The sequence below is a fragment of the Martelella sp. AD-3 genome (assembly GCF_001578105.1).
GTDB lineage: Bacteria > Pseudomonadota > Alphaproteobacteria > Rhizobiales > Rhizobiaceae > Martelella.
Genome location: NZ_CP014275.1, coordinates 731,526 through 754,585, shown reverse-complemented (window position 1 = coordinate 754,585; position 23,060 = coordinate 731,526). Strand labels below are relative to the sequence as shown.

Below are 23,060 nucleotides of genomic sequence, written 5' to 3'. Positions count from 1 at the left end.
CGTTTATCAGAACGGCGGAATATGAGCGGTGGATCAATGGCTGAACGCCAGGACAGACTGAAACGCTTCCTGAAGGACGAGGCGCGGGCGATCGGCTTCGATGCCTGCCGGATCGCGCGCGCCGAGGACCTGCCGGAATCTGCCGCAGCGTTGAGGGATTTCGTCGAAAACGGATATCACGGCGAAATGGCATGGATGGAAGAGACGCTTGAACGGCGTTCCTCCCCTCTCAGCCTCTGGCCCGAGGCCCGCTCCGTCATCATGCTGGCCATGAACTACGGACCGGACGAGGACCCTCGCCCGCTGCTGGAGCGGCGCGACCGCGCCAATATCTCCGTCTATGCGCGCAACCGCGACTATCACGATGTCATCAAGGGCAAGCTGAAGCAGATGGCGGGCCGGTTCGCCGCGCGCTCGGGCGCGGATGTGAAGGTCTTCGTCGACACAGCGCCGGTGATGGAAAAACCGCTTGCCGAAAAGGCCGGCATCGGCTGGCAGGGCAAGCACACCAATCTGGTGAGCCGCGACTATGGCTCCTGGCTGTTTCTCGGCTCGATCTTCACCACCGAGGAACTGGTCCCCGATGGCCCTGAGAAGGATCACTGCGGCTCCTGCCGCGCCTGTCTCGACGTCTGCCCGACCGAGGCCTTTCCCGCGCCCTACAGGCTGGATGCCCGGCGCTGCATCTCTTACCTCACCATCGAGCATCACGGCGTCATCCCTGAAGCATTCAGAAGCGCCATGGGTAACCGCATCTATGGCTGCGACGATTGCCTGGCCGCCTGCCCCTGGAACAAGTTCGCCGAGACCGCCTCAGAGATGAAGCTCGCCGCGCGCGAGGATCTGAAAGCCCCGGAACTTTCGATGTTTCTGCGTTTTGACGATGCCGCCTTCCGAAAATTCTTTACCGGTTCGCCGGTCAAGCGGATCGGGCGCGACCGTTTCGTCCGCAACTGTCTGATCGCCGCCGGCAACAGCGGTCATCCGCATCTCGCAGGGGAGTGCCGCCGGCTTCTTGACGACGACAGCGCGGCGGTGCGCGCCATGGCGGTGTGGGCGCTCGCCCGCCTGCTGTCGAAAGCGGAATTTGCCGCATTGGCAAAGTCGCGCTTACATGACACTGATGAAGATGTTCGCCGCGAATGGGAACGCGAGGAGGAAGTGCTATGCATCTAGTTGTTTTCGGCGCCGGCTATTCCGGTCGCGCGATCGCCTCGGCCCTGGCGCCGGCGTGCCATCATGTCGCCGGCACGACGCGGACGGCCGAGAACGCCGCCATGCTTGGCGCGTGCGGCATCGAAACCTTCATCTTCGACGGCGAAACCATCGACCGGTCGCTTGCCCGCAAGCTGCGCCAGGCGACCCACATCGTCCAGGCCATACCGCCTGGCGAGGATGGCGACCCTCTCCTGAACATCGCCCGTCGCATGGTGCATTTCGAACTGCCGTCGCTGCAGTGGGTCTGCTATCTCTCCACGGTCGGCGTCTATGGCGATCATGATGGCGCCTGGGTAGACGAAACGTCGGAATGCCGGCCGGCATCGGGGCGTTCCAGGCGACGGCTCGAAGTCGAACGGCAATGGCTGGAAACAGGCGAGAGGCACGGCATTCCGGTGGCGATCCTGAGGCTTTCCGGCATTTACGGTCCGGGCCGCAATGCCTTCCGCCGGTTGATGGAGGGCACGCAGAAGCGCATCATCAAGGAAAACCAGGTCTTCAACCGGATCCGGGTCGAGGATATCGGTTACGCAACCGCCTTCCTGGCCGAGCACGGCTTCGGCGGCATCTTCAATGTCACCGACAACGAACCTTCGCCGCCGCAGGACGTGATCGTGGAGGCCGCCCGGCTGATGGGCATCGAACCGCCGCCGGAAATCGCCTTCGAGGACGCAGATCTCTCGCCGATGGCGCGCTCGTTCTGGGGCGAGAACAAGCGCGTCAGCAACGCCAAGCTGAAAAAACTCGGCTACGAATTCGAATTTCCCAACTACCGGCAATCGCTCAGGCAGATGTGGGACATGAAGGCGTATTGAGGGATGGAGAATTTCGTCGATCTCTACTGCGAGCGGACGGCGGCCGGCTTCTGGAACGAGCCGGTCAACGCGCTCACCAACCTTGCCTTCATCATCGCGGCGGCGATCGCCTGGCCGAAGACCTGGCATCGCGCGGAGCGTTCCCTGATAGAACTCGCGGTGATCGCGCTCGTCTTCGCCATCGGCATCGGTTCGTTCCTGTTCCACACGCTGGCAACCCCTCTTTCCGGCGCGCTGGACGTCATTCCGATCTGGCTCTTCTTCTTCGTCTATATCCTTCTGATCTTTATCAGAACAACCGGCGGCAGGACCTTCGACATCATCGGCTACATGGTGGCGACGCTGTTCGGTTTCGTGGCGGTGGTCTATCTCGTGGGGCTCTTGGGGCGAGACGGCGCACCGCTCAACGGCTCGCTGCAATATGCGCCGGCGCTGATCGCCATGGCGCTTGCCAGCGCGATCGCCGCTTATCGCGGTCATCCGGTGTGGCGCTATTTCGCCGGCGCCACTGCGATCTTCATCATGTCGCTGACCTTCCGCAGCCTCGACCAGGCCTCATGCGCGATCACCGGCGGACTCGGCACGCACTTCCTCTGGCATATCCTCAATGCAACGGTGCTCGGCATTCTGCTGATGGGCGCGGTCAAGGCCATGCCGCCAGGCCGCCTGGCTGATCAGAGCGAGAAGTAGCCCGTCACCGGCACATGGTCGGAGGGCTTTTCCCAGCCGCGCGCATCGGTGAGGATCTCGAAACGCCGGAAGGCGGGCACGAGATCGGCCGACGACCAGATGTGATCGAGCCTGCGGCCGCGATTGGCCGCGCGCCAGTCCTTGGCGCGGTAGCTCCACCAGGTATAGAGCTTTTCATCCTCAGGCGTGACGTGGCGCATCAGGTCGGTCCAGCCGCCTGCGGCGATCAGGTCGCGCATGCCCTCGGTTTCCACCGGCGTATGGCTGACGACCTTCAGGAGTTGCTTGTGCGACCAGACATCATGCTCCATCGGCGCGATGTTGAGATCACCCACGAGAATGGAACTAACGCCATCCTCGGCATCCGCCTTCAGCGCCTTCATCTCTTCCAGAAAATCGAGCTTGTGGCGGAATTTCGGATTGACCTCCGGATCCGGTTCATCGCCGCCGGCCGGCACATAGAAATTATGCAGGCGGATCCTGCGGCCGCCGACATCGATCACCGCCGCGATGTGGCGGGTGTCGCCCATGGCGCAGTAATCAGTCGAAAACCCTTCCCCCAACGGCAGGCGCGATACGATGGCGACGCCGTGATAGCCCTTCTGGCCGTGAACGGCGATGTGCTCATAACCAAGTTCGCGCAGCGCCTTGTATGGGAACTGGCCGTTCAGGCACTTGATCTCCTGAAGGCAAAGAACATCCGGCGCGTGCTCTTCAAGAAACGCACTGACGATCGGCAGGCGCAGGCGCACCGAGTTGATGTTCCATGTGGTAAGCTTCAGTTCCAAGTCTACGCCTTTCCTGCCTCTGCCCTGGCGCATCGTGCTTTGTGCGTCCGAATGGACGCACGGCGCTCTAGGGGGCATCAGCAATAGGCGATTCTCAGCGCAACCGGAAGGCCGTCAATTGCTCGAACTTGGGCTTGCCATGATCTGGTCGTAGGGGATGCGGAACACGGAGCGGCCGAATTCGACGCCGGTGCGGACGTTGGAGAGGATCACGGTCGTATCCTTGCCCTGGGCGTCGGTAATGGTCCACTGGCGCAACTCATAGGTCTTGCTGTCGAACATCAGCGTGATCACCTGGTCGCCGAAGATCGACTTGTCGCCAAGCACGATGATCGTCAGCCCGCTCTGCTGGCGCACATCGCGCACCATTCGGTTTTCGAGATCGATCTGATCGGCGAGAAGCAGGCTGAGCGGCGTGCGCGACAGGGGATAGAAGTCCCAGGTATCAAGCTCGCCATTGCCGACGGCGACATTGCGGCCATCGGCGATCACCTTCAGCGTCGATGGCGCATCATAGTCGAAGCGCAGCTTGCCCGGGCGCTCCAGATAGAACTTGCCGCCGGCCTGGTCACCGCGGGGGCCGAACTGCATGAACTCGCCGGTCATCGTCTTCACCGAGGAGAAATGGTTGGCGATCTTCTGCGCGGCATCGGCCGGCGCCGCCGTGGCGGCCTGGGCGACCTGCTGCGACCCGTCGCGTTTCGTGGGCAGCGGCACGGCCGATGTCTGCGCGAAGGTCGGAGCGGCGGCACAGAACAACATTGCCGCGCCGCCTGCGATCCCGCCCATGAACTGCCGGCGCGACCGTGTGGCGTTTCGGGGCGTGGTCACGTTGCGGTCACTCATCTGTCAATATCCTGAAACTCTGTTAAAGCGCTTCCTGCCCGGCCAAGACGGCTATTTCTGGGCAGACGCCGGATTGTTCGTGCATTCAAAGATGGGACGTCAATTGGACCCTTCAATGATATCGCGCTCCGTCGGCACCAGAATTTCGCGTTTGCCCGCGTGGTTTGCCGGACCGATCACGCCCTCGTCTTCCATCCTTTCGATCAGGCTGGCCGCGCGATTGTAGCCGATGCCGAGGCGGCGCTGGACGTAGGACGTCGAGGCCTTGCCGTCGCGCAGAACGATGGCGACCGCCTGGTCATAGGGATCGTCCGACTTGGAGAGGTTCGAGGTGCTGCCGCCATCGGAATCGATCATGTCGTCATCGTCATCCGCCGTGATGGCGTCGAGATAGTCGGGCGTGCCCTGCGTCTTCAGATAGGCGACGATCTCTTCCACTTCGGGGTCCGACACAAACGGCCCGTGGACGCGCTGGATGCGCCCGCCGCCGGCCATGTGCAGCATGTCGCCCTGGCCGAGAAGCTGTTCGGCGCCCTGCTCGCCCAGAATGGTGCGGCTGTCGATCTTGGACGTCACCTGGAAGGAGATGCGCGTCGGAAAGTTCGCCTTGATCGTGCCGGTGATGACATCCACAGAGGGTCTCTGCGTCGCCATGATGACGTGGATACCGGCCGCGCGCGCCATCTGCGCCAGACGCTGGACGGCGCCTTCGATATCCTTGCCGGCGACCATCATCAGGTCGGCCATCTCGTCGATGATGACGACGATATAGGGCATCGGCTCGAGATCGAATTCCTCGGTCTCGTAGATCGCCTCGCCGGTCTCGCGGTCGAAGCCGGTCTGGACGGTGCGCGACAGCGTCTCGCCCTTCTCGGCGGCCTGGCGCACGCGGCTGTTGAAGCCGTCGATATTGCGCACGCCGAGCTTCGCCATGTTCTTGTAACGCTCTTCCATCTCGCGCACGGTCCATTTGAGCGCGACGACCGCCTTTTTCGGGTCTGTGACGACCGGCGACAGAAGATGCGGAATACCGTCATAGACCGAAAGCTCGAGCATTTTCGGATCGATCATGATCAGCCGGCACTCATCCGGCGTCAGCCGGTAGAGCAGCGACAGGATCATGGTGTTGACCGCGACCGACTTACCGGAGCCCGTGGTGCCGGCGATCAGCAGATGCGGCATCTTGGTAAGGTCGACGGTGACGCTTTCGCCGCCGATGGTCTTGCCGAGCGCCATGGCGAGTTTGGCCTTGGAACTCTCGAAATCCCGGCTGGCAATGATTTCGCGCAGGAACACGGTTTCGCGATGGGGGTTCGGCAATTCGATGCCGATGGCGTTGCGCCCGGGAATGACGGCGACGCGGGCCGAGATCGCCGCCATCGAGCGGGCGATATCATCGGCAAGGCCGATGACGCGCGACGACTTGATGCCGGGCGCGGGCTCCAGTTCGTAAAGGGTGACGACCGGCCCCGGCCGCACATGAATGATCTCGCCCTTGACGCCGAAATCCTCCAGCACCTTTTCCAGCGTGCGGGCATTGTCCTCCAGCACGTCCTTCGACAGCGCCTTGTCGCGGGCAAGTCCCTTGGGTTCGGCGAGCAGGCTGTGGGAGGGCAGTTCGAAATGGCCGACGTGATGATGGCCCGCGCGCGACGGGCGGCGGGCGGTCTCGGCGCTTGCCGGTCGCGGCGGCGGGGCCGGGGCGGCAACGACAGGGGCTCGCGAGGCTTCGCGGGCGACGGCCGTGCTGCTTTCCGCCTGGCGATCGCGCCCCTCCGCGCCGGTTCGGCGCGCGGCCGGCATATCGAAATCGGCGCTCAGCACGCCGTCGGGCAGATAGTCATCGTCATCATCCTCGTCATAGCCGGGATCGAAGCCGCCGTTCGCCCCGTCATAGTCGAAGGGCGGCGGGTCGATGGGCGCGTAGCCGCGTTCGCGCCGCGCTTCCGGGTCAACGAGGCTTGGCTCGCCGCGACGCTGGTAGGACGGACGCTCCTCTTCGTCGAGACGTTCGAAACTGTCCTCATTGAAGTCATAGGGCTCGTCGAACAGGTCGTCTTCTTCATCGACGCGCTTGCGGGCGAAAAGACGATTGAGGCGCGCGCGGGTGATGTACCAGGAATGCGCCATGTGACCGATGAGCGGCGCGAGCGAGAAGAAGCCGTCGCGCTCCTCCGAAAGATCGGCGACGGAGGGCGCGCCCGGATCATGGTCCGTCTGCCGGAGAGCGGGCTTTTCGACAACGACCGGCGGCTGGCGCACGATCAGGCCGGCGGCGTAAAGCTGCAGGAAGAGGGCCGGCACCGCGAAGATCGCGCCGACAATCATGGCGGCGACGCCTGCCGGATACTGACCGAGGAACAGCGCCGGAAAGCGCAGGATCAGGTCGCCGGCAACGCCGCCGAGCCCGTTCGGCAGCGGCCAAGTGGGCGGCGCGGGAAAACAACCGAGCACGGCCGCCGTCACGAGGCCTGCGCCGAACCAGGCAAAAAGCCGCGAGGGCTTGCGATGGATGGGCCGACCAGCCATCAGCGCCAGCGCCCAGGACAGCACCGGCAGAAGCGCGAACACGCTCGCCAGACCGAAGGACTGCATCATGATGTCGGCGAAATCGGCGCCGGGATAACCGAGAATATTGGTCGGCAGGCGGCCGGTGGCGTGCAGCCCGCTTGGATCGTCGACATTCCATGTCGCAAGCGCGGCGATCGCCATGCAGAGGGCAACGAACAGCGCGAAGCCGAAAAGGGCCGCAACATAGCGTCGCACAAAACCGGTGAAGGAGAACTCCCCGCTGCTCTTTTCCCCGTATCGCTCTGCTCGTGCCGCCATGTCTGTCCGTTCCTGAAACTCTGTTCTGATTCGGCCGCCCTCAACGCCGGCGCCTGTTCGGCAGCCGGCACAATGGGCATCGCCGGCAGGCTAACAGCGATGGGTTAAAGCCTCTTTAACCATCGGAAAACGGAATCGCTTCGGCGCAACAAAAAACCCGGGCGAAAACGCCCGGGTTCGCGCGGCCCGCATGATACGGGCCGTAGCTTTGAAGCGGAATTACATGAATTCCGGATAGGCCTCGACGCCGACTTCCGACTTGTCGAGCCCGTCCGCCTCCTCTTCCGGCGAGACACGGATGCCCATGACGGCCTTGAGGATGAACCAGACGATCAGCGATGCGACGAAGGTGAAAGCACCGATCGCAACGATGCCGATCAGCTGAACGCCGAAGGTGGCATCCGAATTCGTGGCCGCAACAATGAACGTGCCCCAGATACCGGCGATCAGGTGAACCGGGATCGCGCCGACAACATCGTCGATCTTCAGCTTGTCGAGCAGCGGAACGAAGACGACGACGATCAAGCCGCCCACGGCGCCGATTGCGAGAGCGGCCGGAACGGTCGGCGTCAGCGGTTCGGCCGTGATCGAGACCAGACCGGCAAGCGCGCCGTTGAGGACCATGGTGACGTCGACCTTCTTGTAGATGATCTGCAGAAGGATCATCGCGACAACGGCACCGGCGGCTGCGGCCAGGTTGGTGTTGACGAAGATCTTGGAGACGTCGCCGGCATCGGCGATCGAGCCGATGGCAAGCTGCGACGCGCCGTTGAAGCCAAACCAGCCGAGCCACAGGATGAAGGTACCGAGAACGGCGAGCGGAATGTTGGAGCCCGGCATCGGGTGAACGGAACCGTCCGCGCCGTATTTGCCCGTACGCGAGCCGAGAACCAGAGCACCGGCGAGGGCGGCCCAGCCGCCGACCGAGTGAACCAGCGTCGAACCGGCGAAGTCGGAGAAGCCCATGCCGTCGAGCCAGCCGCCGCCCCATTCCCACGAACCGGTGATCGGATAGAGGATACCGGTCAGAACGACGGTGAAGATAATGAAGGGCCAGAACTTGATACGCTCGGCAACCGTACCCGAGACGATCGAGGCGGTCGTGGCGCAGAAGACCATCTGGAAGAACCAGTCGGACGCGACCGAATAGCCGGCCGAACCATCATCCATGCCGGGACCCGGGAAGACGTAGGGACCGAACGAGCCCATGAAGCCGCCGTCAACGCCGGTATACATCAGGTTGTAGCCGGTGAACCAGAACATGATGCCGCCGACCGAATAGAGGGCGATGTTCTTCAGGCCCTGCATGGAGGCGTTCTTCTTGCGCACCAGGCCCATTTCGAGCATGGCGAAGCCGGCTGCCATCCACATGACGAGGAAGCCGCCGATGAGGAACAGCATGGTGTTGAGGATTTCAGCGGTCGCCGGCGAAACGCCGGTTGCCGTCGTCAGGTCGATTACGGTTTCGTCCTGAGCCAGCGCGGGAAGGGCAAAGGAAGCTGCCGCAACCGCCGTGACGCCCGCAAAGAGTTTGAGTTTGGAAGACATAGACTGATTACCCCCTGCTGTCTTACAGCGCTTCGGAATCGGTTTCGCCGGTGCGGATGCGCACGGCCTGTTCGATGGAATAGACAAAGATCTTGCCGTCACCGATCTGGCCGGTCTTCGCGGAGGAGGCGATCGCCTCGACAGCCTTCTCAACCACATCGGCAGCAACCGCGACTTCGATCTTCAGCTTGGGAAGAAAGCTGACGGCATATTCCGTGCCGCGATAAATCTCGGTGTGCCCCTTCTGCCGACCGTACCCCTTGACCTCGGTAACGGTCAGGCCCTGAATGCCGACAGCGGTGAGGGCCTCACGCACCTCATCCAGCTTGAACGGCTTTATGATGGCCATCACAATTTTCATCTGGTTTCCCATCCTTTGTTTACCCTCGGCTCCCGGAGGAACCGAATCTCCTTACCGCTTGGACAGGCGAATCCGTCAGCGGCCTATAAGAGACATACAAAGACCGTGCCAGATTCGAAGTTTTCTCATAAAGAATTGATATCAATGGATATTTTATGCGCGAATCCATATAGAGGCAAAATTGCGGCGGCATTGGCACGCGGATGTGCGCAAATCACGGCAAATGCCTAAAATTTATGCATTCACCTGGATGGGCCGCAAAAACCCCGCGCGGAACCGGCCGATCCGCATCGCTGCACAAGCATGAATCGCGCTGTTCCAGCGCGAGCGCGAGCGCCGAAACGGCGGCGCGCCTCCGGAGAGGCTCACTCGTAGAAAGGCCGCACATTCGCGTTGAGCCGGATCAGCCCTTCCTGGGCAACGGAGGCCACGAGCGTGCCGTCGCGGGCGAAGATCTTGCCATAGGCAAGGCCGCGCGCGCCGTTTGCCGAAGGGCTTTCATGCACGTAGAGAAGCCAGTCGGAAATATCGAAGGGGCGGTGGAACCAGACCGCGTGATCGAGGCTCGCTCCCTGGATGCCGTCGGAAAACACCGAGCTTTCGTGCGGATAGAGCGTCGTGTCGAGAAGCGTCATGTCTGACATATAGGACAGGAATGCCGTCTGGTAGGCGCGGCCCTTGGGCGGCGCGCCATTGCCGCGGATCCAGATGCTCTGGCGCGGCGAGCGCTTCTTGCGCCACAGGAACTGCTCCAGGTCCACGGGGCGCAACTCGATCGGCCTTTCGCGCTTCCAGTAGTGGCGGATCGGCGCGGGCGCGTGTTCGGCATCGTTCATGATGTCGCTGGCGACCAGTTCCTCCGGCGGCGGCACGTCCGGCATCACGTCCTGGTGGTCAAATCCTTCCTCCTCGATCTGGAAGGAGGCCGCCATGATGAAAATCGGCTCGCCGTGCTGGATGGCGCGGACATTGCGGGTGGAAAAGCTGCGCCCGTCGCGCAGGCGCTCCACCTGGAAGACGATCGGCACCCTGGTATCGCCAGGCCGCATGAAATAGCCATGCAGCGAGTGGACGAAGCGGCCGGCCGGAACTGTGCGCTGGGCGGCGACGAGCGACTGCGCCACCACCTGCCCGCCGAAAACGCGCTGCCATGTCGTGACAGGGCTCTGCCCGCGATAAAGATTCTCCTCCAGCCGCTCCAGATCGAGCAGATCTGCAAGCACGCTGTCGCTTTGGGCATGATTGGCCTGTGACATCCGGAACGCTTCCCTATATACCGCTTGACGTATTGCAATGCCGTATAGCAGCTTCGAAGGTGCTGATCGAGAGACCTGAAGCCAATGCCGGCAGGACCGGAAGGGAGCGCGAAATGAAGGACATCATCATCGTCGGCGGTGGCTATGTCGGCCTCAGCGTCGCCGTTGCCGTCAAGACGGCAGCGCCGCACCTCGATATCGAGCTGATGGAAGCCGCCCCCGAGCATGTCTGGCAGAAGGACGAGCGCGCCTCGGCGATCATCGCGGCCGCGATCAACATGCTGAAGACGCTGGAACTCTGGGACGACATCAAGGACGACGCCCAGCCGATCAACGACATGGTCGTCACCGATTCGAAGACCGGCGAGCCGGTGAAGCCGGTCTTCCTGACCTTTGCCGACCGCGCCGCGACGAATGAACCCTTCGCCTACATGATCCCGAACGTCTCCATGGTCCGCGCGCTCCGGCAGAAGGCGGACGAACTCGGTATTGCCATCCGCCACGGGGCTGCCGTCACGGCCTTCGAGAACAATGGCGGCCATGCGAGGATCACGCTTGCCGGCGGCGAGGAGATCGCCACGCGGCTCGTCGTCGCTTGCGACGGCGTGCGCTCGCGGCTCAGGGACATGGCGGGCATCAAGACGGTGAAATTCGATTACGGCCAGTCCGGCATCGTCACCACCGTTTCCCATGAGCGCCCGCATAATGGCCGCGCGGAGGAACATTTCCTGCCGGCCGGCCCCTTCGCCATCCTGCCGCTAAAGGGCAACCGTTCGTCGCTGGTCTGGACCGAGCGCACGGACGACGCCAAACGTCTGGTCGAAAGCGACGACATGGTGTTCGAGGTCGAACTCGAGCGCCGTTTCGGACATCATCTCGGCAAGCTCTCGCTCGCCGGCGGCAGACGAGCCTTCCCGCTTGGCCTCACGCTGTCGCGCGCCTTCATCGCGCCGCGCCTTGCGCTTGCCGGCGATGCCGCCCACGGCATCCATCCGATTTCCGGCCAGGGCCTCAATCTCGGCTTCAAGGATGTGGCGGCGCTGGCCGAAACCATCGTCGAGGCCGACCGGATGGGGCTCGACATCGGCGCGATGGATACGCTGGAGCGCTATCAGCGCTGGCGCCGCTTCGATACGGTGCGCATGGGCATGACCACGGACGTCCTCAACCGGCTTTTCTCCAATGACATCGGCCCCTTGCGTGTCGCCCGCGATTTCGGCCTCGGGGTCGTGGACCGCATGCCCGGCCTGAAGCGCTATTTCATCGAGGAAGCCGCCGGGCGGACCATGCACGACAAGCCGAAGCTTCTGGCCGGCGAGCCGCTCTGACGATCCCGGAGCAACACCGCATCAAAGCGTCCGGGCACCTCGTCCGGGCGAGGCATTTTTCTAGAGCGCCGTGCGTCCATTCGGACGCACAAAGGACGCTCTAGCCTATTGAATCTGCGCATCGTGCTTTCCGAAAATCAATTCCGATTTTCGGGCCGATACGCCAGGGAGCGAGGCCATGACCGACAATCTCAAATTCTTCATCGACGGCGCCTGGGTGGACCCGATCACGCCGAAAACGCTGGATGTGATCAACCCCGCCACCGAGGAGGCCTTCACGTCCATCTCCATCGGCGCGGCTGGCGATGTCGACCGGGCGGTGGTCGCCGCCAGAGCGGCGTTCGAAACCTTTTGCCTGACCACGAAGGACGAACGGCTCGCCCTCCTCAGGCGTATCCTTGAAGCCTATAACGACCGATACGACGATATTGCCGAGGCCGTCAGCCGCGAAATGGGCGCGCCGATCGGCTTTGCCCGCGGCTCCCAGGCCGCCGCCGGGCGCGGTCACCTGGAAGCGACGATCAGGGCGCTTGAGGATTTTGAGTTCGAGAAGCCGCGCGGCAAGGCGATGATCCTGCGCGAGCCGATCGGCGTCTGCGCGCTGATCACGCCCTGGAACTGGCCCCTGAACCAGATCGTCTGCAAGGTGGCGCCGGCAATCGCCGCCGGCTGCACCATGGTGCTGAAACCCTCCGAGATCGCGCCGATCTCCGGCGTTATCTTCTCCGAGGTGATGGAAGCGGCCGGCACGCCGAAGGGCGTCTATAACATGGTGCAGGGCACCGGGCCCGATGTCGGCCAGGTCATGTCCGGCCACAAGGACGTCGATATGGTGTCCTTCACCGGGTCCACCCGCGCCGGCATCATCGTTGCCAAGACGGCGGCCGATACCGTCAAGCGCGTGGCGCAGGAACTCGGCGGCAAGTCCCCGAACATCATCCTGCCCGATGCCGATCTTGAAGCGGCCGTACGCTCCGGCGTCGCCTCCTGCTTTGAGAATTCCGGCCAGTCCTGCGATGCGCCCACCCGCATGCTGGTGCCCGCCGACCGCCACGACGAGGCGCTGGCCTACGCCAGGGCAGCGGCCGAGAGCCATGTCACCGGCGATCCGCGCGCGGAGACGAGCATGCTTGGCCCGGTGGTCTCGAAACAGCAATATGACAAGATCCAGCGCCTGATCGAGACGGGCATTGCCGAAGGCGCGACGCTGGTCACGGGCGGCCCCGGCAAGCCGGAAGGCCTTGAGCGCGGCTATTATGTCCGCCCCACGGTTTTCGCCCATGTGAAGAACGACATGACGATCGCGCGCGAGGAAATCTTCGGGCCCGTGCTGTCAATCCTGCCCTATGAGAACGAGGACGAGGCCGTCGCAATCGCCAATGACACGGTTTACGGGCTTGGCGCCTATGTCCAGTCGGGCAATCTCGAACATGCCCGGGCCGTTGCCCGGCGCATCCGCGCCGGATCGGTCTATCTCAACTACCCCGACTGGGACACGATGGCCCCCTTTGGCGGCTACAAGCAGTCCGGCAACGGCCGCGAATATGCCGACTGGGCGATCGACGATTTCCTCGAAATCAAGGGTATTGTCGGCTGGCAGCCGTAAGCCGCCCTGCGCTCAAAGCGCTGCGCCGGTTTCCGCATCGAAAATGTGAACCCGTTCGGGGTCGATCTTCGCCTCGAACGGGTCGTCGTGATGGATCTCGCGCTCGCCATCGATGATCGCGGTGACCTGCTGGCCGCCAAGCTCGAAAACGACATGGCTCTGTGCGCCGGTCGGTTCCACCAGAAGCGCGGTCCCCTTGATCACCGCGCCATTGCCGATATCCGGGTTCAGATGTTCGGGGCGAAGTCCCACCGTCACCTTCTGGCCGCGGGCGATGCCGTGGTGGCTCTTCGAGATCGGCAGCAGCGTGCCATCGGAAAAGCGCACCGAGGGCACGCCCTCGTCCGCCTCGATGATCGCCGGCAGAAGGTTCATCGCCGGCGAGCCGATGAAGGCGGCAACAAACAGGTTCGCCGGTTTCTTGTAGAGTTCGAGCGGCGTGCCCTGCTGCTCGATATGCCCCTTGTTCAGGACCACCACGCGGTCGGCGAGCGTCATCGCCTCGATCTGGTCGTGGGTGACATAAATGGAAGTGGTCTCGACGCGCTGGTGCAGCGTCTTGATCTCCGAACGCATCTGCACCCGAAGCTTGGCGTCAAGGTTCGACAACGGCTCGTCAAACAGGAAGACGGCCGGATTGCGCACCACGGCGCGGCCCATGGCAACGCGCTGGCGCTGGCCGCCGGAAAGCTGCGAGGGCTTGCGGTCAAGAAGCGCCGTCAGATCAAGCATGCGCGCCGCCTCCCCTACCCGTTCCTCGATCTCCGCCTTGGGACGCTTGGCAAGGCGCAGGTTGAAGCCCATGTTCTCGGCCACCGTCATGTGCGGATAGAGCGCATAGGACTGGAACACCATGGCGATGTTGCGCTCGCGCGGCGTCAGGTCGTTGACGATCTCGCCGCCGATGGAAATGTCCCCGCCGGTAATTTCCTCCAGCCCCGCGATCATGCGCAACAGCGTGGACTTGCCGCAGCCGGACGGACCGACAAGGGCCACGAATTCGCCATCCTGAATGTCGAGCGAGACGCCGTGGATCACCTCGAGCGCGCCGTAGGACTTTCTGACAGTATTGAGGGTGACGGATGCCATATTGATCAAGCTCCCCGGGTTCACGACTTGACGGCGCCGGCGGTGAGCCCGGCAATGATGTGTTTCTGGGCGACGAAGAAGGCGATCACCGTCGGCAGGATGGTGAGCGTGATAAAGGCGAGCACGAGTTGCCACTCGGTCGCGAACTCGCCCTTGTAGACCATGATCCCGAGCGGCCAGGGGTAGCGGTTTTCCGTGTTCAGCATGATCAGCGGAATGATGTAGCTGTTCCAGCTCTGGACGAAGGCGATGATGCCGACGGTCGCGATGATCGGTCGCGACAGCGGCATGGTCACATGCCAGAAAAAGCCGATATAGCCGCAACCATCGACAAAGGCGGCATCGAACAGCTCTTCCGGCAGGTTGCGGAAATAGTTGCGGAACAGAAGGATGCTCATGCCGAGGCCGAAGGCGACCTGCGGCAGGATTACGCCCCAGTAGGTGTCGAGCAGGCCGAGGTCGCGGATGCGGATATAGAGCGGCAGAATGGCCGTCGCCGCCGGAAACATCAGGCCGATGAGAAAATAGTTGAGCAGGTAGTCGGCGCCGAAGAACCGCACATGGGCGAAGCAGAAGGCGGCGCAGGCGGCAAAGACGATAGTGAGGAACACGGTCACCGCCGCAATCAGCAGCGAGTTGCCCATCTGCAGCCAGTAGCGCTGCGACAGAAGAATATCCGTGTAGTTGCTCCACTGCCATTCGCCTGGCAGGCCGAAGGGATTGCCGCGCAGGTCCGGCAGGGTCTTGAACCCGCCGAGCGCCGTCGTCAGCAGAGGCACCACGACGATACCGGCGACGATCAACAGCGAGACATAGACATAGGTCTGCGTGCTGACGGAGAGTTTTCGGCCCTCGCCGCCCGATTTCGCGGCATCGATCGGTGCGCTTTCGGAGATCTCAGTCATTTTTCATGAATATCCGTTTGTAGCCGAAGGCCAGCGTGACGCAGATGACGAACAGGATGACGCCGACGGCGCTGCCGAAACCGACCTGCATGCGGGTAACCCCGAAATTGTAGAGAAAGGTCACCATGGTCTGGGTCGAGTTCGATGGGCCGCCGCCCGTCAGCGGCATGATCAGATCGAAGAGCTGCAGCGAGCCGATGACGGCGAAGAACACCGAGAGCCTGACGGTGGAGCCAAGCATCGGGAGCGTCACCAGCCGGAACTTCTGCCAGCCGGTCGCCCCGTCGATATCGGCAGCCTCCAGAATACTGCGGTCGATCGCCTGAAGGCCGGCGATGAACAGCATCATGTGAAAGCCGAAATACTTCCACACGACAACGGCGAGGATCGCAGGCATGGCGGTGTCGGGATCCGCCAGCAGGAACGGCGGCTCCGCGCCGAAGAAATGCCAGATGCCCGCGACCAGACCGAAATCGCCGTCATAGACGAAGCGCCAGATCATGCCGGCGGCGACATCGGCAAGCACATAGGGCAGAAAGAAGATCAGCCGGAAGAACAGCGCGCCCTTGATCCGTTTGGTCACCATGGTCGCCAGCCACAGCGCCAGCGGCAGCTGAATGACGATCGAGACGAAGATGATGAGGAAGTTGTTGATCAGCGCCGTCTTGAAGGCGGCGTTGCGGAAAATGAGCTGGTAGTTGCGGAAGTCGACCCATTTCGAGGGAGCGCCGTAGCCGTTCCAATGGAAGAAGGAGTACCAGGCCGCTTCGCCCATCGGCAAGATCACCAGAACGGTGAAGAGCAGCAAGGCCGGCGGCAGGAAGATGACCAGCACCGGCAGCTTGGTGTGGGCAAGCGAGCGCCGCCTTCTGGGTCTGCCCGGAGGCGCAGCGCCGACGGGCGGCGGCAGGATGGAGTCGGTCGTCGTCATATGGATGTTCCCGCGAGCTTTTTCGGCGGCGTGGAAGCGCCATTTTCCCTGGGCAGGACCACCGAAGGCCGCAGCGGAAAGCTGCAGCAATTCAGGTCACCGCAAGGCAGAAAACGCGGGCCCCGCACAGGCGGAACCCGCGGACCGGACTTACATGTTCTCCAGTTCGAACGTGTCCTGGATCTGCTGTGCCGCATCTTCGGGCGAAATCTGCCCGGACATGATCGCCACGCTCATGTCGTTGACGACGGCGCCGACATTGGGACCGAGATCCTGGTCAAGATAGTTCTGGTGCCAGGTCTCCTTGGCAAGCGCCTCCGCGCTGACCTTCAGCAGGGGGTCGGTGATGGTTTCGGCCACGCCCTTCGTCACCGGGATGGTCTTGGCGACGGCGCTCCAGCGCTTGGCGACATCGGGACTGGTGAAGTATTCGAGGAAGCCCTCCGTTTCGGGCGGAGCATCCTTGGTTACGGCCCAGCCGGTCAGGCCGCCAAGATTGTCTGTGACGACGCCCGGCGCGCCGCCGATGACCGGGAAGGGAAAGATGCCGATATTGTCTTCGGCCAGCCCCTTGCCGTCGGTCGAATTGCTGGCCTGCGTGCGGCCGGTGCTCTCGAAGGAGAGGATCATCGCCGCGCGGCCATCGCCATAAGCGGCAAGCGCATCATTCCAGGTGGCGCCGAGATAGCCGTTCTGGAACGGCTCGAGCGCGCCGAGTTCCGCGGCAAGCTCGCCGGCCTTGACAAAGGGTTCTCCGGCAAAACCGTCGCCTTCGCCGGCCTTGGCTGCGGCAAAGCCGTCCTGGCCCGCCTCGCGCATGGCGAGGTAGCTCCAGTAGAAATGAAGCGGCCACTTGTCGCCGCCGCCGCCGGCGATCGGGGTTATGCCGGCATCCTTGAGCGTCTTCACGGCGCTAATGAAGTCATCCCAGGTTTTGATCTGGGCGCCGTCCACGCCGGCCTTCTCGAAGAGTTCCTTGTTGTAGAAGAAGGAAACGACGCCCGTCTGCGTCGGCGCGGCCCAGACCTTGCCGTCGATCGTCATGCCATCGATGGACGAGGCATTGAGCTGGTTGCGCCACTTGCCGCCGTCGGCATCGAGCGCCGGGGTGATGTCGCGCAGCACGCCGGTTTCACCCTGCGCCTTCAACACGCCGCCGCCCCAGGTATAGAACATGCTCGGCACTTCCGACGACTGCAGCAATGTCGGCAATTTGGCCTTGAAGGCCTGATTTTCGAGGAATTGCATGTCGATCGTCACGCCGGGATTGGCCTGTTCGTATTCATCGACAATCTGATTCCAGAGCTCGAGGACCGGCTCCTGGTTTTCCAGATGCAGCCATCTGATGGTAGTATCAGCGGATGCCGTCGCGCTGGTCGCTGCCAGAGCGGCAATGCTCACGGCAACGGCCGCGCTGTGGCGCAGCCATTTGCGTAGTCCTGACATTTGCACTCCTCCCAAAGCACTTTTTTCAGTCTCCGGATTAAATAAACGGCCAGACTGGATTTTTGTCAACTCCCATTTTCCACGTCTCCCTCCGCTTCCCTCGCAATTGTCGGAAAATCGGCGAGAATTCCCTTGCGCGGCGAGGATAAACGGGACTAAAACTTCCGGCGATTTAATTCGCGATGCGGACAAATAGAGCGCATTGGGAGGAACATGAAAACTGCCGACCCGGAACTCATGCGGGCCATCAACCGGCTGAGCGTATTGGATACGATCCGCCGCAACGGCCCGATTTCGCGCATCGAGATCAGCAGGCGCACGGAGTTGTCAACCAGCACGGTCTCCGCCATCACCGCGTCGCTGATCGACGACGGCCTCATCCTCTCGCGCCATGAAGGCGACCTGCGCAACGCCGCGGCCCGCGGCCGACCGAGGGTGATGCTGGAACTCAACCCCGAGGCCTCGCGCATCGTCGGCGCAAAGATCGCCGCCACGCGCATGACCTTCGTGGTCGCCAACTTCTCCGGCGAAGTGCTGTCGGAATTCTCGCTGCCGGTGCGCATCGACCGCATGCCGATCGACGTGATTGCCGATCTGGTCGAGGACGGCGTGCGCGCCTGCGTGATGGATACGGGGTTGACGCTTTCCGAGATCGACATGATCTGCCTCGGCATTCCGGGCGTGGTCGAGCACCGCACCGGCGTGGTGCGCTCAAGCCCGATCTTCAGCGACGAGAACGTGGATTTCGCCGCGGTGATGTCGCCGCGCTTCGGCATTCGCACGATCGTGGAAAGCGACGTCCATGCCGTGACGCTCGCCCACCACTGGTTCGGCAAGGCGCGGCATCTGGACGACATGGTGCTGATCTCGCTGGAGCGCACGCTCGGCCTCGGCGTTCTGCACAACAGGGAGCTTTTCCGCGGCGCGGGCGGGCTCAGCCACAATCTTGGCGACCTCGTCCTTGGCAGCAGCGCCGACGGCATTTCCCGGCTGGCAAGCCTTGCGGGAGAGAGCGCAATCCTGGGAGACGGCCCCCGCGGAGGGCTCTACGCCGATGCGATCAGGCTCGGCCGCGGTATTTCGCACGCCCAGACGCTGATTGCGGCAAAGGATACGCAGATCATCTCCGCGGCCGAACGCGCCGGTGAGGCCGTCGGCGTGACGGTCGCCAATATCGTCACGCTTTTCGCCCCGCCCCGCGTCATTCTGGTGGGTGCCAGCCTCGCCCTCGGCAAGCCCTTCATCGACAGGCTGACGGAAGGTTTCAACTGCGCGATCCCGCCGTCCCTCGCCGATGTCAGCGAACTGGTTTTCGATGACGCCGACGATTTCTTCTGGGCGCGCGGGGCAGCGGCCGTCGCCCTTTACGAGCTCTATGAATCGCCATGGAGCACAACCGGCCCCGCGCTTTGAGCATTGCGGGGCGTTTTTTACTTTCGGGAGGAGTGAAAGATGGAAAAAGTCGGCATCGGCATCATCGGATGCGGCAATATTTCGGGCGCCTACCTGAAGGCGATGGCGGAATTCGACATTCTCGACATCCGCGGCGTCGCCGACCTCAACCGGGCGGCAGCAGAAGCAAAGGCAGCTGAATTCAGCGTCCCCGTCAGCACGATCGATGCGTTGATGGCGGACCCGAAGATCGAGATCATCCTCAATCTCACCATTCCCCGCGCCCATGTGGAGGTGGGCCTGAAGGCGCTTGCGGCCGGCAAGCACACCTATTCGGAAAAGCCGCTCGGCATCAATTTTTCGGAAGGACAAAGGCTCGCCGAAGCGGCAGAGAAAGCCGGCCTCAGGATCGGCGCAGCCCCCGACACCTTCCTCGGCGGCGGCCACCAGACGGCCCGCGCGGTCGTCGACAGCGGCGCGCTCGGCCTTGCCGTCGGCGGCACGGCGAGCTTCATGCGGCCGGGACATGAATCCTGGCATCCGAATCCCGATTTCTATTACGATATCGGCGGCGGCCCGATGCTCGACATGGGCCCCTATTACATCACCGACCTCGTCAATCTTTTCGGTCCGGTCAGGAAGGTGGCAGGTTTTGCCACCATGCTGCGCAAGGAGCGGACGATCACCAGCGAGCCGCGCCGCGGCGAGATGATTTCAGTGAAGGTGCCCACCCATATCGCCGGTGTGCTCTCCTTCGAGAACGGCGCGGTGGTGCAGGTGACGATGAGCTTCGACGTTGCCGGTCACAAGCACCTGCCGATCGAGGTCTACGGCACTGAGGGCACGCTTCTGGTGCCCGACCCCAATTTTTTCAAGGGGCCGGTCTCGCTGCTGAAGAAGGGCGGCGACTTCGAGGACTATCCCGTCGACCAACCCTATGCCGACGGCAATTACCGCTCGATCGGCCTTGCCGATATGGCCTATGCGATCCGCAACAACCGGCCGCATCGCGCAAACGGCGAACTGGCGCTGCATGTGCTGGAAGTGATGGAAGCCTTTGAGCGCGCTGCCGAAACGGGACGGACGGTCGAGATCAGCACATCCGTCCGGCGTCCTGCGCCGCTGTCGGAATCACTCGTCAACGGCGTGCTCGGCAAATAGGCCGAAGGCGACAGAAATTCAAACCGGCCGGCGCGGCGCCGGCTGAAGCCAAGAGGAGAACAAACATGCGCGAAGCACTCATCGTCTGGGGCGGCTGGAGCGGCCACGAGCCGGAGGAATGCGCCCATATCATCCGCGACATGCTGCAGGAGGACGGTTTCAAGGTCTATGTGGAGCATTCCACCGAGGCCTTCGCCGACCCGCAGATCAAGGATTTGAGCCTGATCGTGCCGATCGTGACCATGTCGAAGATCGAGAAGGAGGAGGTGAAGAACCTTTCGGCGGCCGTCGAGAGCGGCGTCGGCATTGCCGGCTATCACGGCGGGGCGGGTGACGCCTTTCGCGATTCGGTCGACTACCAGTTCATCATCGGCGGGCAATGGGTCGCCCACCCCGGCAACATCATCGACTACCGGGTGAATGTCACGAAACCGGACGATCCGATCATGGAAGGCATCTCGGATTTCTCCTACACTTCAGAACAGTATTACATGCATGTCGACCCGTCCAACGAGGTGCTGGCGACCACCACTTTTGCCGGCGACCATGCCGAATGGATCGACGGCGTGGTCATGCCCGTGGTGTGGAAGCGCCGCCACGGCAAGGGACGGGTTTTCTATTCCTCGCTCGGCCATGTGGCGAGCGAGTTTGAGGTTCCGGAGATGGCCACCATCTTCCGCCGCGGTGCCAACTGGGCGGCGCGCTGATCGAGCAATCATGCGCAGAATAGTCTGCGCCGAATTAACAGGAGAAAATCATGGAATATCGCAGACTTGGGAACAGCGGCGCCGTCGTCACCAATCTCTGCCTCGGAACCATGACCTTCGGTGACGAGGCCGACGAGGCGACGTCCTTCCGCCTGATGGATGCCTATGTGGAGGCCGGCGGCAATTTCATCGATACGGCCAATGTCTATTCGACCGGCCTCTCGGAGGAAATCGTCGGCCGCTGGCTGAAGCAGAAGCCGGGGATCACCAGGGAACTGGTGGTCGCGACCAAGGCGCGCTTTCCGATGGGCGACGGTCCGAACCGGATCGGCCTTTCGCGCAAGAACCTGGCCGAGGCGCTCGATGCCTCGCTGGCGCGTCTCGGCGTCGAGCAGATCGACCTTTACCAGCTTCACGCCTTTGACGCGCTGACGCCGCTGGAAGAGTCCCTGCGGTTTCTCGATGACGCCATTTCGAGCGGAAAGATCGCTTACTACGGCTTTTCCAACTTCATCGGCTGGCAGCTCACCAAGGCCGTCTGGATCGCCAGGTCGAGCGGTTTTGCGGCGCCGGTAACGCTGCAGCCGCAATACAATCTTCTGGCGCGCGGCATCGAGCACGAGATCGTGCCGGCCTGCGAGGATGCGGGCATGGGGCTCCTGCCCTGGTCGCCGCTCGCCGGCGGCTGGCTTTCCGGCAAGTACAAGCGCGACCAGATGCCGACCGGCGCCACAAGGCTTGGCGAGAACCCCGAGCGCGGCATGGAGGCCTACGACAAGCACAATGCCAAATCCGTGACCTGGGAGGTGCTCGGCGCGCTGGAGGACATCGCTGGAGCCCACAACGCCAGCATGGCGCAGGTGGCGCTCGCCTGGCTTGCCGCCCAACCGGCGGTCACCTCCGTCATTCTGGGCGCACGCACGGAGGCCCAGCTTGCCGACAATCTCGGCGCGGCAGACCTGAAGCTTTCGGAAGCGGAGATCGGCCGGCTCACCGAGGTCAGCACCCAGACCATGCCGGACTACCCCTACGGCCCGGCCGGCGTCGCCCAGCGCTTCCGCAAGATCGAGGGCGGGCGCTGAGCCTCAGTCCTCCAGAAACGGCGCGATCAGCGCCAGATCGGCCTTCGACAACCGGTCGGAGGCCGTCCATGCCTGGTGCCAGTAGGGATAGACAAGCGGCGGCCGGCTGACGGCCTCAAGTCGCGATATTTCCTCCTCGCCCAGCGTCAGTTCGGCCGCGCCGAGATTGTCGGCGAGTTGCGCATCGGTGCGCGCGCCGACGATGAGGGAAGCAATGCCCGGACGCGCCAGAAGCCAGGCAAGCGCCACCTGCGCCGGCGTCGCGCCCCTGGCGGAGGCGATGTCGATCAGCACCTCGACGATGTCATAGAGCGCTTCGATATCGCGGACCGGCGGCTCGTTCCATTCGGCGGCGCGGCGCGTGCCCTCGGGCTCCGGCTGGTTGCGGCGGTATTTGCCGGAGAGAAGCCCGCCGGCGAGCGGCGACCAGACGACGATGCCGATCTCCTGATCGAGCGCGATCGGCATCAGTTCATATTCGGCCTCACGCGCCTGAAGCGTATAATGGATCTGCTGCGCCACGGGCCGCACGAGCCCTTTCTTCTCGGCAATGCCCAGCGTCTTCATCAGGTGCCATCCGGAGAAATTGGACACGCCGACATAGCGGATCTTGCCGGCCCGGACGAGATCGTCGAGGGCTGCGAGCGTTTCCTCCAGCGGCGTCTGCCCGTCCCACTGGTGCAGCCAGTACATGTCGATATGGTCGGTCTTCAACCGCTTCAGACTGGCCTCGCAGGCGCGCACCAGATGATGGCGCGAGAGGCCGCGATCGTTCGGCCCCTGCTCGAAAGCGGGGAAGCGCGCCTTGGTGGCGAGCAGCAGGCGGTCGCGCTTGTCGGCGATCGCCTCGCCGACGATTTCCTCCGAAACGCCGGCGGAATAGACGTCAGCCGTATCGATCATGTTGACGCCGGCATCGACACACATGTCGATCTGGCGCTTCGCCCCTTGAAGATCGGTATTGCCGGTCTTGGAGAAGGCAGCCTTGCCGCCGAAGGTCATGGTGCCGAGCGTGAGCGCGGAGACTTTCAGGCCCGAGCGGCCGAGTGTGCGGTACTGCAT

The 23,060-nt window shown here is 63.0% G+C and carries 20 protein-coding genes; 9 read left to right on the top strand and 11 right to left on the bottom strand.

What is annotated here, in order from left to right; genetic code table 11:
- Window positions 1-36: 36 nt before the first annotated feature.
- Genes queG through AZF01_RS03395 form a run of 3 tightly spaced genes read left to right on the top strand, consistent with a single transcriptional unit; the run spans window position 37 to window position 2,723 of the window.
- Window positions 37-1,176 (top strand): tRNA epoxyqueuosine(34) reductase QueG, encoded by a 1,140-nt coding sequence (gene queG, locus AZF01_RS03405; protein ID WP_152534571.1) that lies wholly within the window; start codon window positions 37-39, stop codon window positions 1,174-1,176.
- Window positions 1,167-2,033, top strand: coding sequence for an SDR family oxidoreductase (locus AZF01_RS03400; protein ID WP_024708934.1), 867 nt, complete (start codon window positions 1,167-1,169; stop codon window positions 2,031-2,033). Before queG ends, AZF01_RS03400 begins: the two co-directional genes overlap by 10 nt.
- 3 nt (window positions 2,034-2,036) lie before the next feature.
- Window positions 2,037-2,723 (top strand): ceramidase domain-containing protein, encoded by a 687-nt coding sequence (locus AZF01_RS03395; protein WP_024708935.1) that lies wholly within the window; start codon window positions 2,037-2,039, stop codon window positions 2,721-2,723.
- Here AZF01_RS03395 and xth read toward each other — a convergent pair.
- From xth to tesB, 6 genes are all read right to left on the bottom strand, one after another.
- Complete coding sequence (xth, locus tag AZF01_RS03390; protein ID WP_156484718.1) at window positions 2,708-3,511, bottom strand: exodeoxyribonuclease III; 804 nt, start codon at window positions 3,509-3,511, stop codon at window positions 2,708-2,710. The genes AZF01_RS03395 and xth overlap by 16 nt on opposite strands.
- A gap of 114 nt (window positions 3,512-3,625) precedes the next feature.
- The gene (locus AZF01_RS03385) at window positions 3,626-4,357 is read right to left on the bottom strand and encodes an outer membrane lipoprotein carrier protein LolA (protein ID WP_051424093.1); all 732 of its coding nucleotides are present in this window, start codon (window positions 4,355-4,357) and stop codon (window positions 3,626-3,628) included.
- Between the two features lie 99 nt (window positions 4,358-4,456).
- Window positions 4,457-7,186 (bottom strand): DNA translocase FtsK, encoded by a 2,730-nt coding sequence (locus tag AZF01_RS03380; protein WP_024708796.1) that lies wholly within the window; start codon window positions 7,184-7,186, stop codon window positions 4,457-4,459.
- Between the two features lie 219 nt (window positions 7,187-7,405).
- Window positions 7,406-8,734, bottom strand: coding sequence for an ammonium transporter (locus AZF01_RS03375; RefSeq protein ID WP_024708797.1), 1,329 nt, complete (start codon window positions 8,732-8,734; stop codon window positions 7,406-7,408).
- Between the two features lie 22 nt (window positions 8,735-8,756).
- On the bottom strand, window positions 8,757-9,107 hold the full coding sequence (locus AZF01_RS03370; protein WP_018064835.1) for a P-II family nitrogen regulator: 351 nt from the start codon (window positions 9,105-9,107) through the stop codon (window positions 8,757-8,759).
- Window positions 9,108-9,460: 353 nt separating this feature from the next.
- A complete protein-coding gene (gene tesB / locus AZF01_RS03365; protein ID WP_024708798.1) occupies window positions 9,461-10,351 on the bottom strand; it encodes an acyl-CoA thioesterase II in 891 nt (296 codons plus the stop codon).
- A 113-nt stretch (window positions 10,352-10,464) separates the two neighbouring features.
- Between tesB and AZF01_RS03360 the strand changes: the two genes are divergently transcribed.
- Together AZF01_RS03360 and AZF01_RS03355 are read left to right on the top strand one after the other, a co-directional pair.
- Entirely contained in the window at window positions 10,465-11,679 is a 1,215-nt protein-coding gene (locus tag AZF01_RS03360; RefSeq protein WP_024708799.1) for a ubiquinone biosynthesis hydroxylase, read from the top strand.
- Between the two features lie 178 nt (window positions 11,680-11,857).
- On the top strand, window positions 11,858-13,285 hold the full coding sequence (locus AZF01_RS03355) for an aldehyde dehydrogenase family protein (RefSeq protein ID WP_024708800.1): 1,428 nt from the start codon (window positions 11,858-11,860) through the stop codon (window positions 13,283-13,285).
- Between the two features lie 12 nt (window positions 13,286-13,297).
- On the opposite strand, the gene AZF01_RS03350 is transcribed toward AZF01_RS03355, so the two are convergent.
- The 4 genes from AZF01_RS03350 to AZF01_RS03335 form a co-directional block, all read right to left on the bottom strand.
- Complete coding sequence (locus AZF01_RS03350; RefSeq protein WP_024708801.1) at window positions 13,298-14,374, bottom strand: ABC transporter ATP-binding protein; 1,077 nt, start codon at window positions 14,372-14,374, stop codon at window positions 13,298-13,300.
- 20 nt (window positions 14,375-14,394) lie between these two features.
- Window positions 14,395-15,279 (bottom strand): carbohydrate ABC transporter permease, encoded by an 885-nt coding sequence (locus AZF01_RS03345; RefSeq protein ID WP_024708802.1) that lies wholly within the window; start codon window positions 15,277-15,279, stop codon window positions 14,395-14,397.
- Window positions 15,272-16,210, bottom strand: coding sequence for a carbohydrate ABC transporter permease (locus AZF01_RS03340; protein ID WP_024708803.1), 939 nt, complete (start codon window positions 16,208-16,210; stop codon window positions 15,272-15,274). Before AZF01_RS03340 ends, AZF01_RS03345 begins: the two co-directional genes overlap by 8 nt.
- A gap of 150 nt (window positions 16,211-16,360) precedes the next feature.
- Complete coding sequence (locus AZF01_RS03335; protein ID WP_024708804.1) at window positions 16,361-17,656, bottom strand: extracellular solute-binding protein; 1,296 nt, start codon at window positions 17,654-17,656, stop codon at window positions 16,361-16,363.
- Window positions 17,657-17,869: 213 nt separating this feature from the next.
- On the opposite strand from AZF01_RS03335, the gene AZF01_RS03330 reads away from it, so the two are divergent.
- From AZF01_RS03330 to AZF01_RS03315, 4 genes are all read left to right on the top strand, one after another.
- Window positions 17,870-19,069 (top strand): ROK family transcriptional regulator, encoded by a 1,200-nt coding sequence (locus tag AZF01_RS03330; protein WP_024708805.1) that lies wholly within the window; start codon window positions 17,870-17,872, stop codon window positions 19,067-19,069.
- A 39-nt stretch (window positions 19,070-19,108) separates the two neighbouring features.
- Window positions 19,109-20,209 carry a Gfo/Idh/MocA family protein gene (locus AZF01_RS03325; RefSeq protein ID WP_024708806.1) on the top strand — a complete coding sequence of 367 codons (1,101 nt, stop codon included), beginning with the start codon at window positions 19,109-19,111 and terminating at the stop codon, window positions 20,207-20,209.
- A gap of 65 nt (window positions 20,210-20,274) precedes the next feature.
- Window positions 20,275-20,916 (top strand): ThuA domain-containing protein, encoded by a 642-nt coding sequence (locus AZF01_RS03320; RefSeq protein ID WP_024708807.1) that lies wholly within the window; start codon window positions 20,275-20,277, stop codon window positions 20,914-20,916.
- 50 nt (window positions 20,917-20,966) lie between these two features.
- Entirely contained in the window at window positions 20,967-21,998 is a 1,032-nt protein-coding gene (locus AZF01_RS03315) for an aldo/keto reductase (RefSeq protein ID WP_024708808.1), read from the top strand.
- Between the two features lie 3 nt (window positions 21,999-22,001).
- Here the strand turns inward: AZF01_RS03315 and AZF01_RS03310 are convergent, their stop codons facing one another.
- Window positions 22,002-23,060 carry an aldo/keto reductase gene (locus tag AZF01_RS03310; protein WP_024708809.1) on the bottom strand — a complete coding sequence of 353 codons (1,059 nt, stop codon included), beginning with the start codon at window positions 23,058-23,060 and terminating at the stop codon, window positions 22,002-22,004.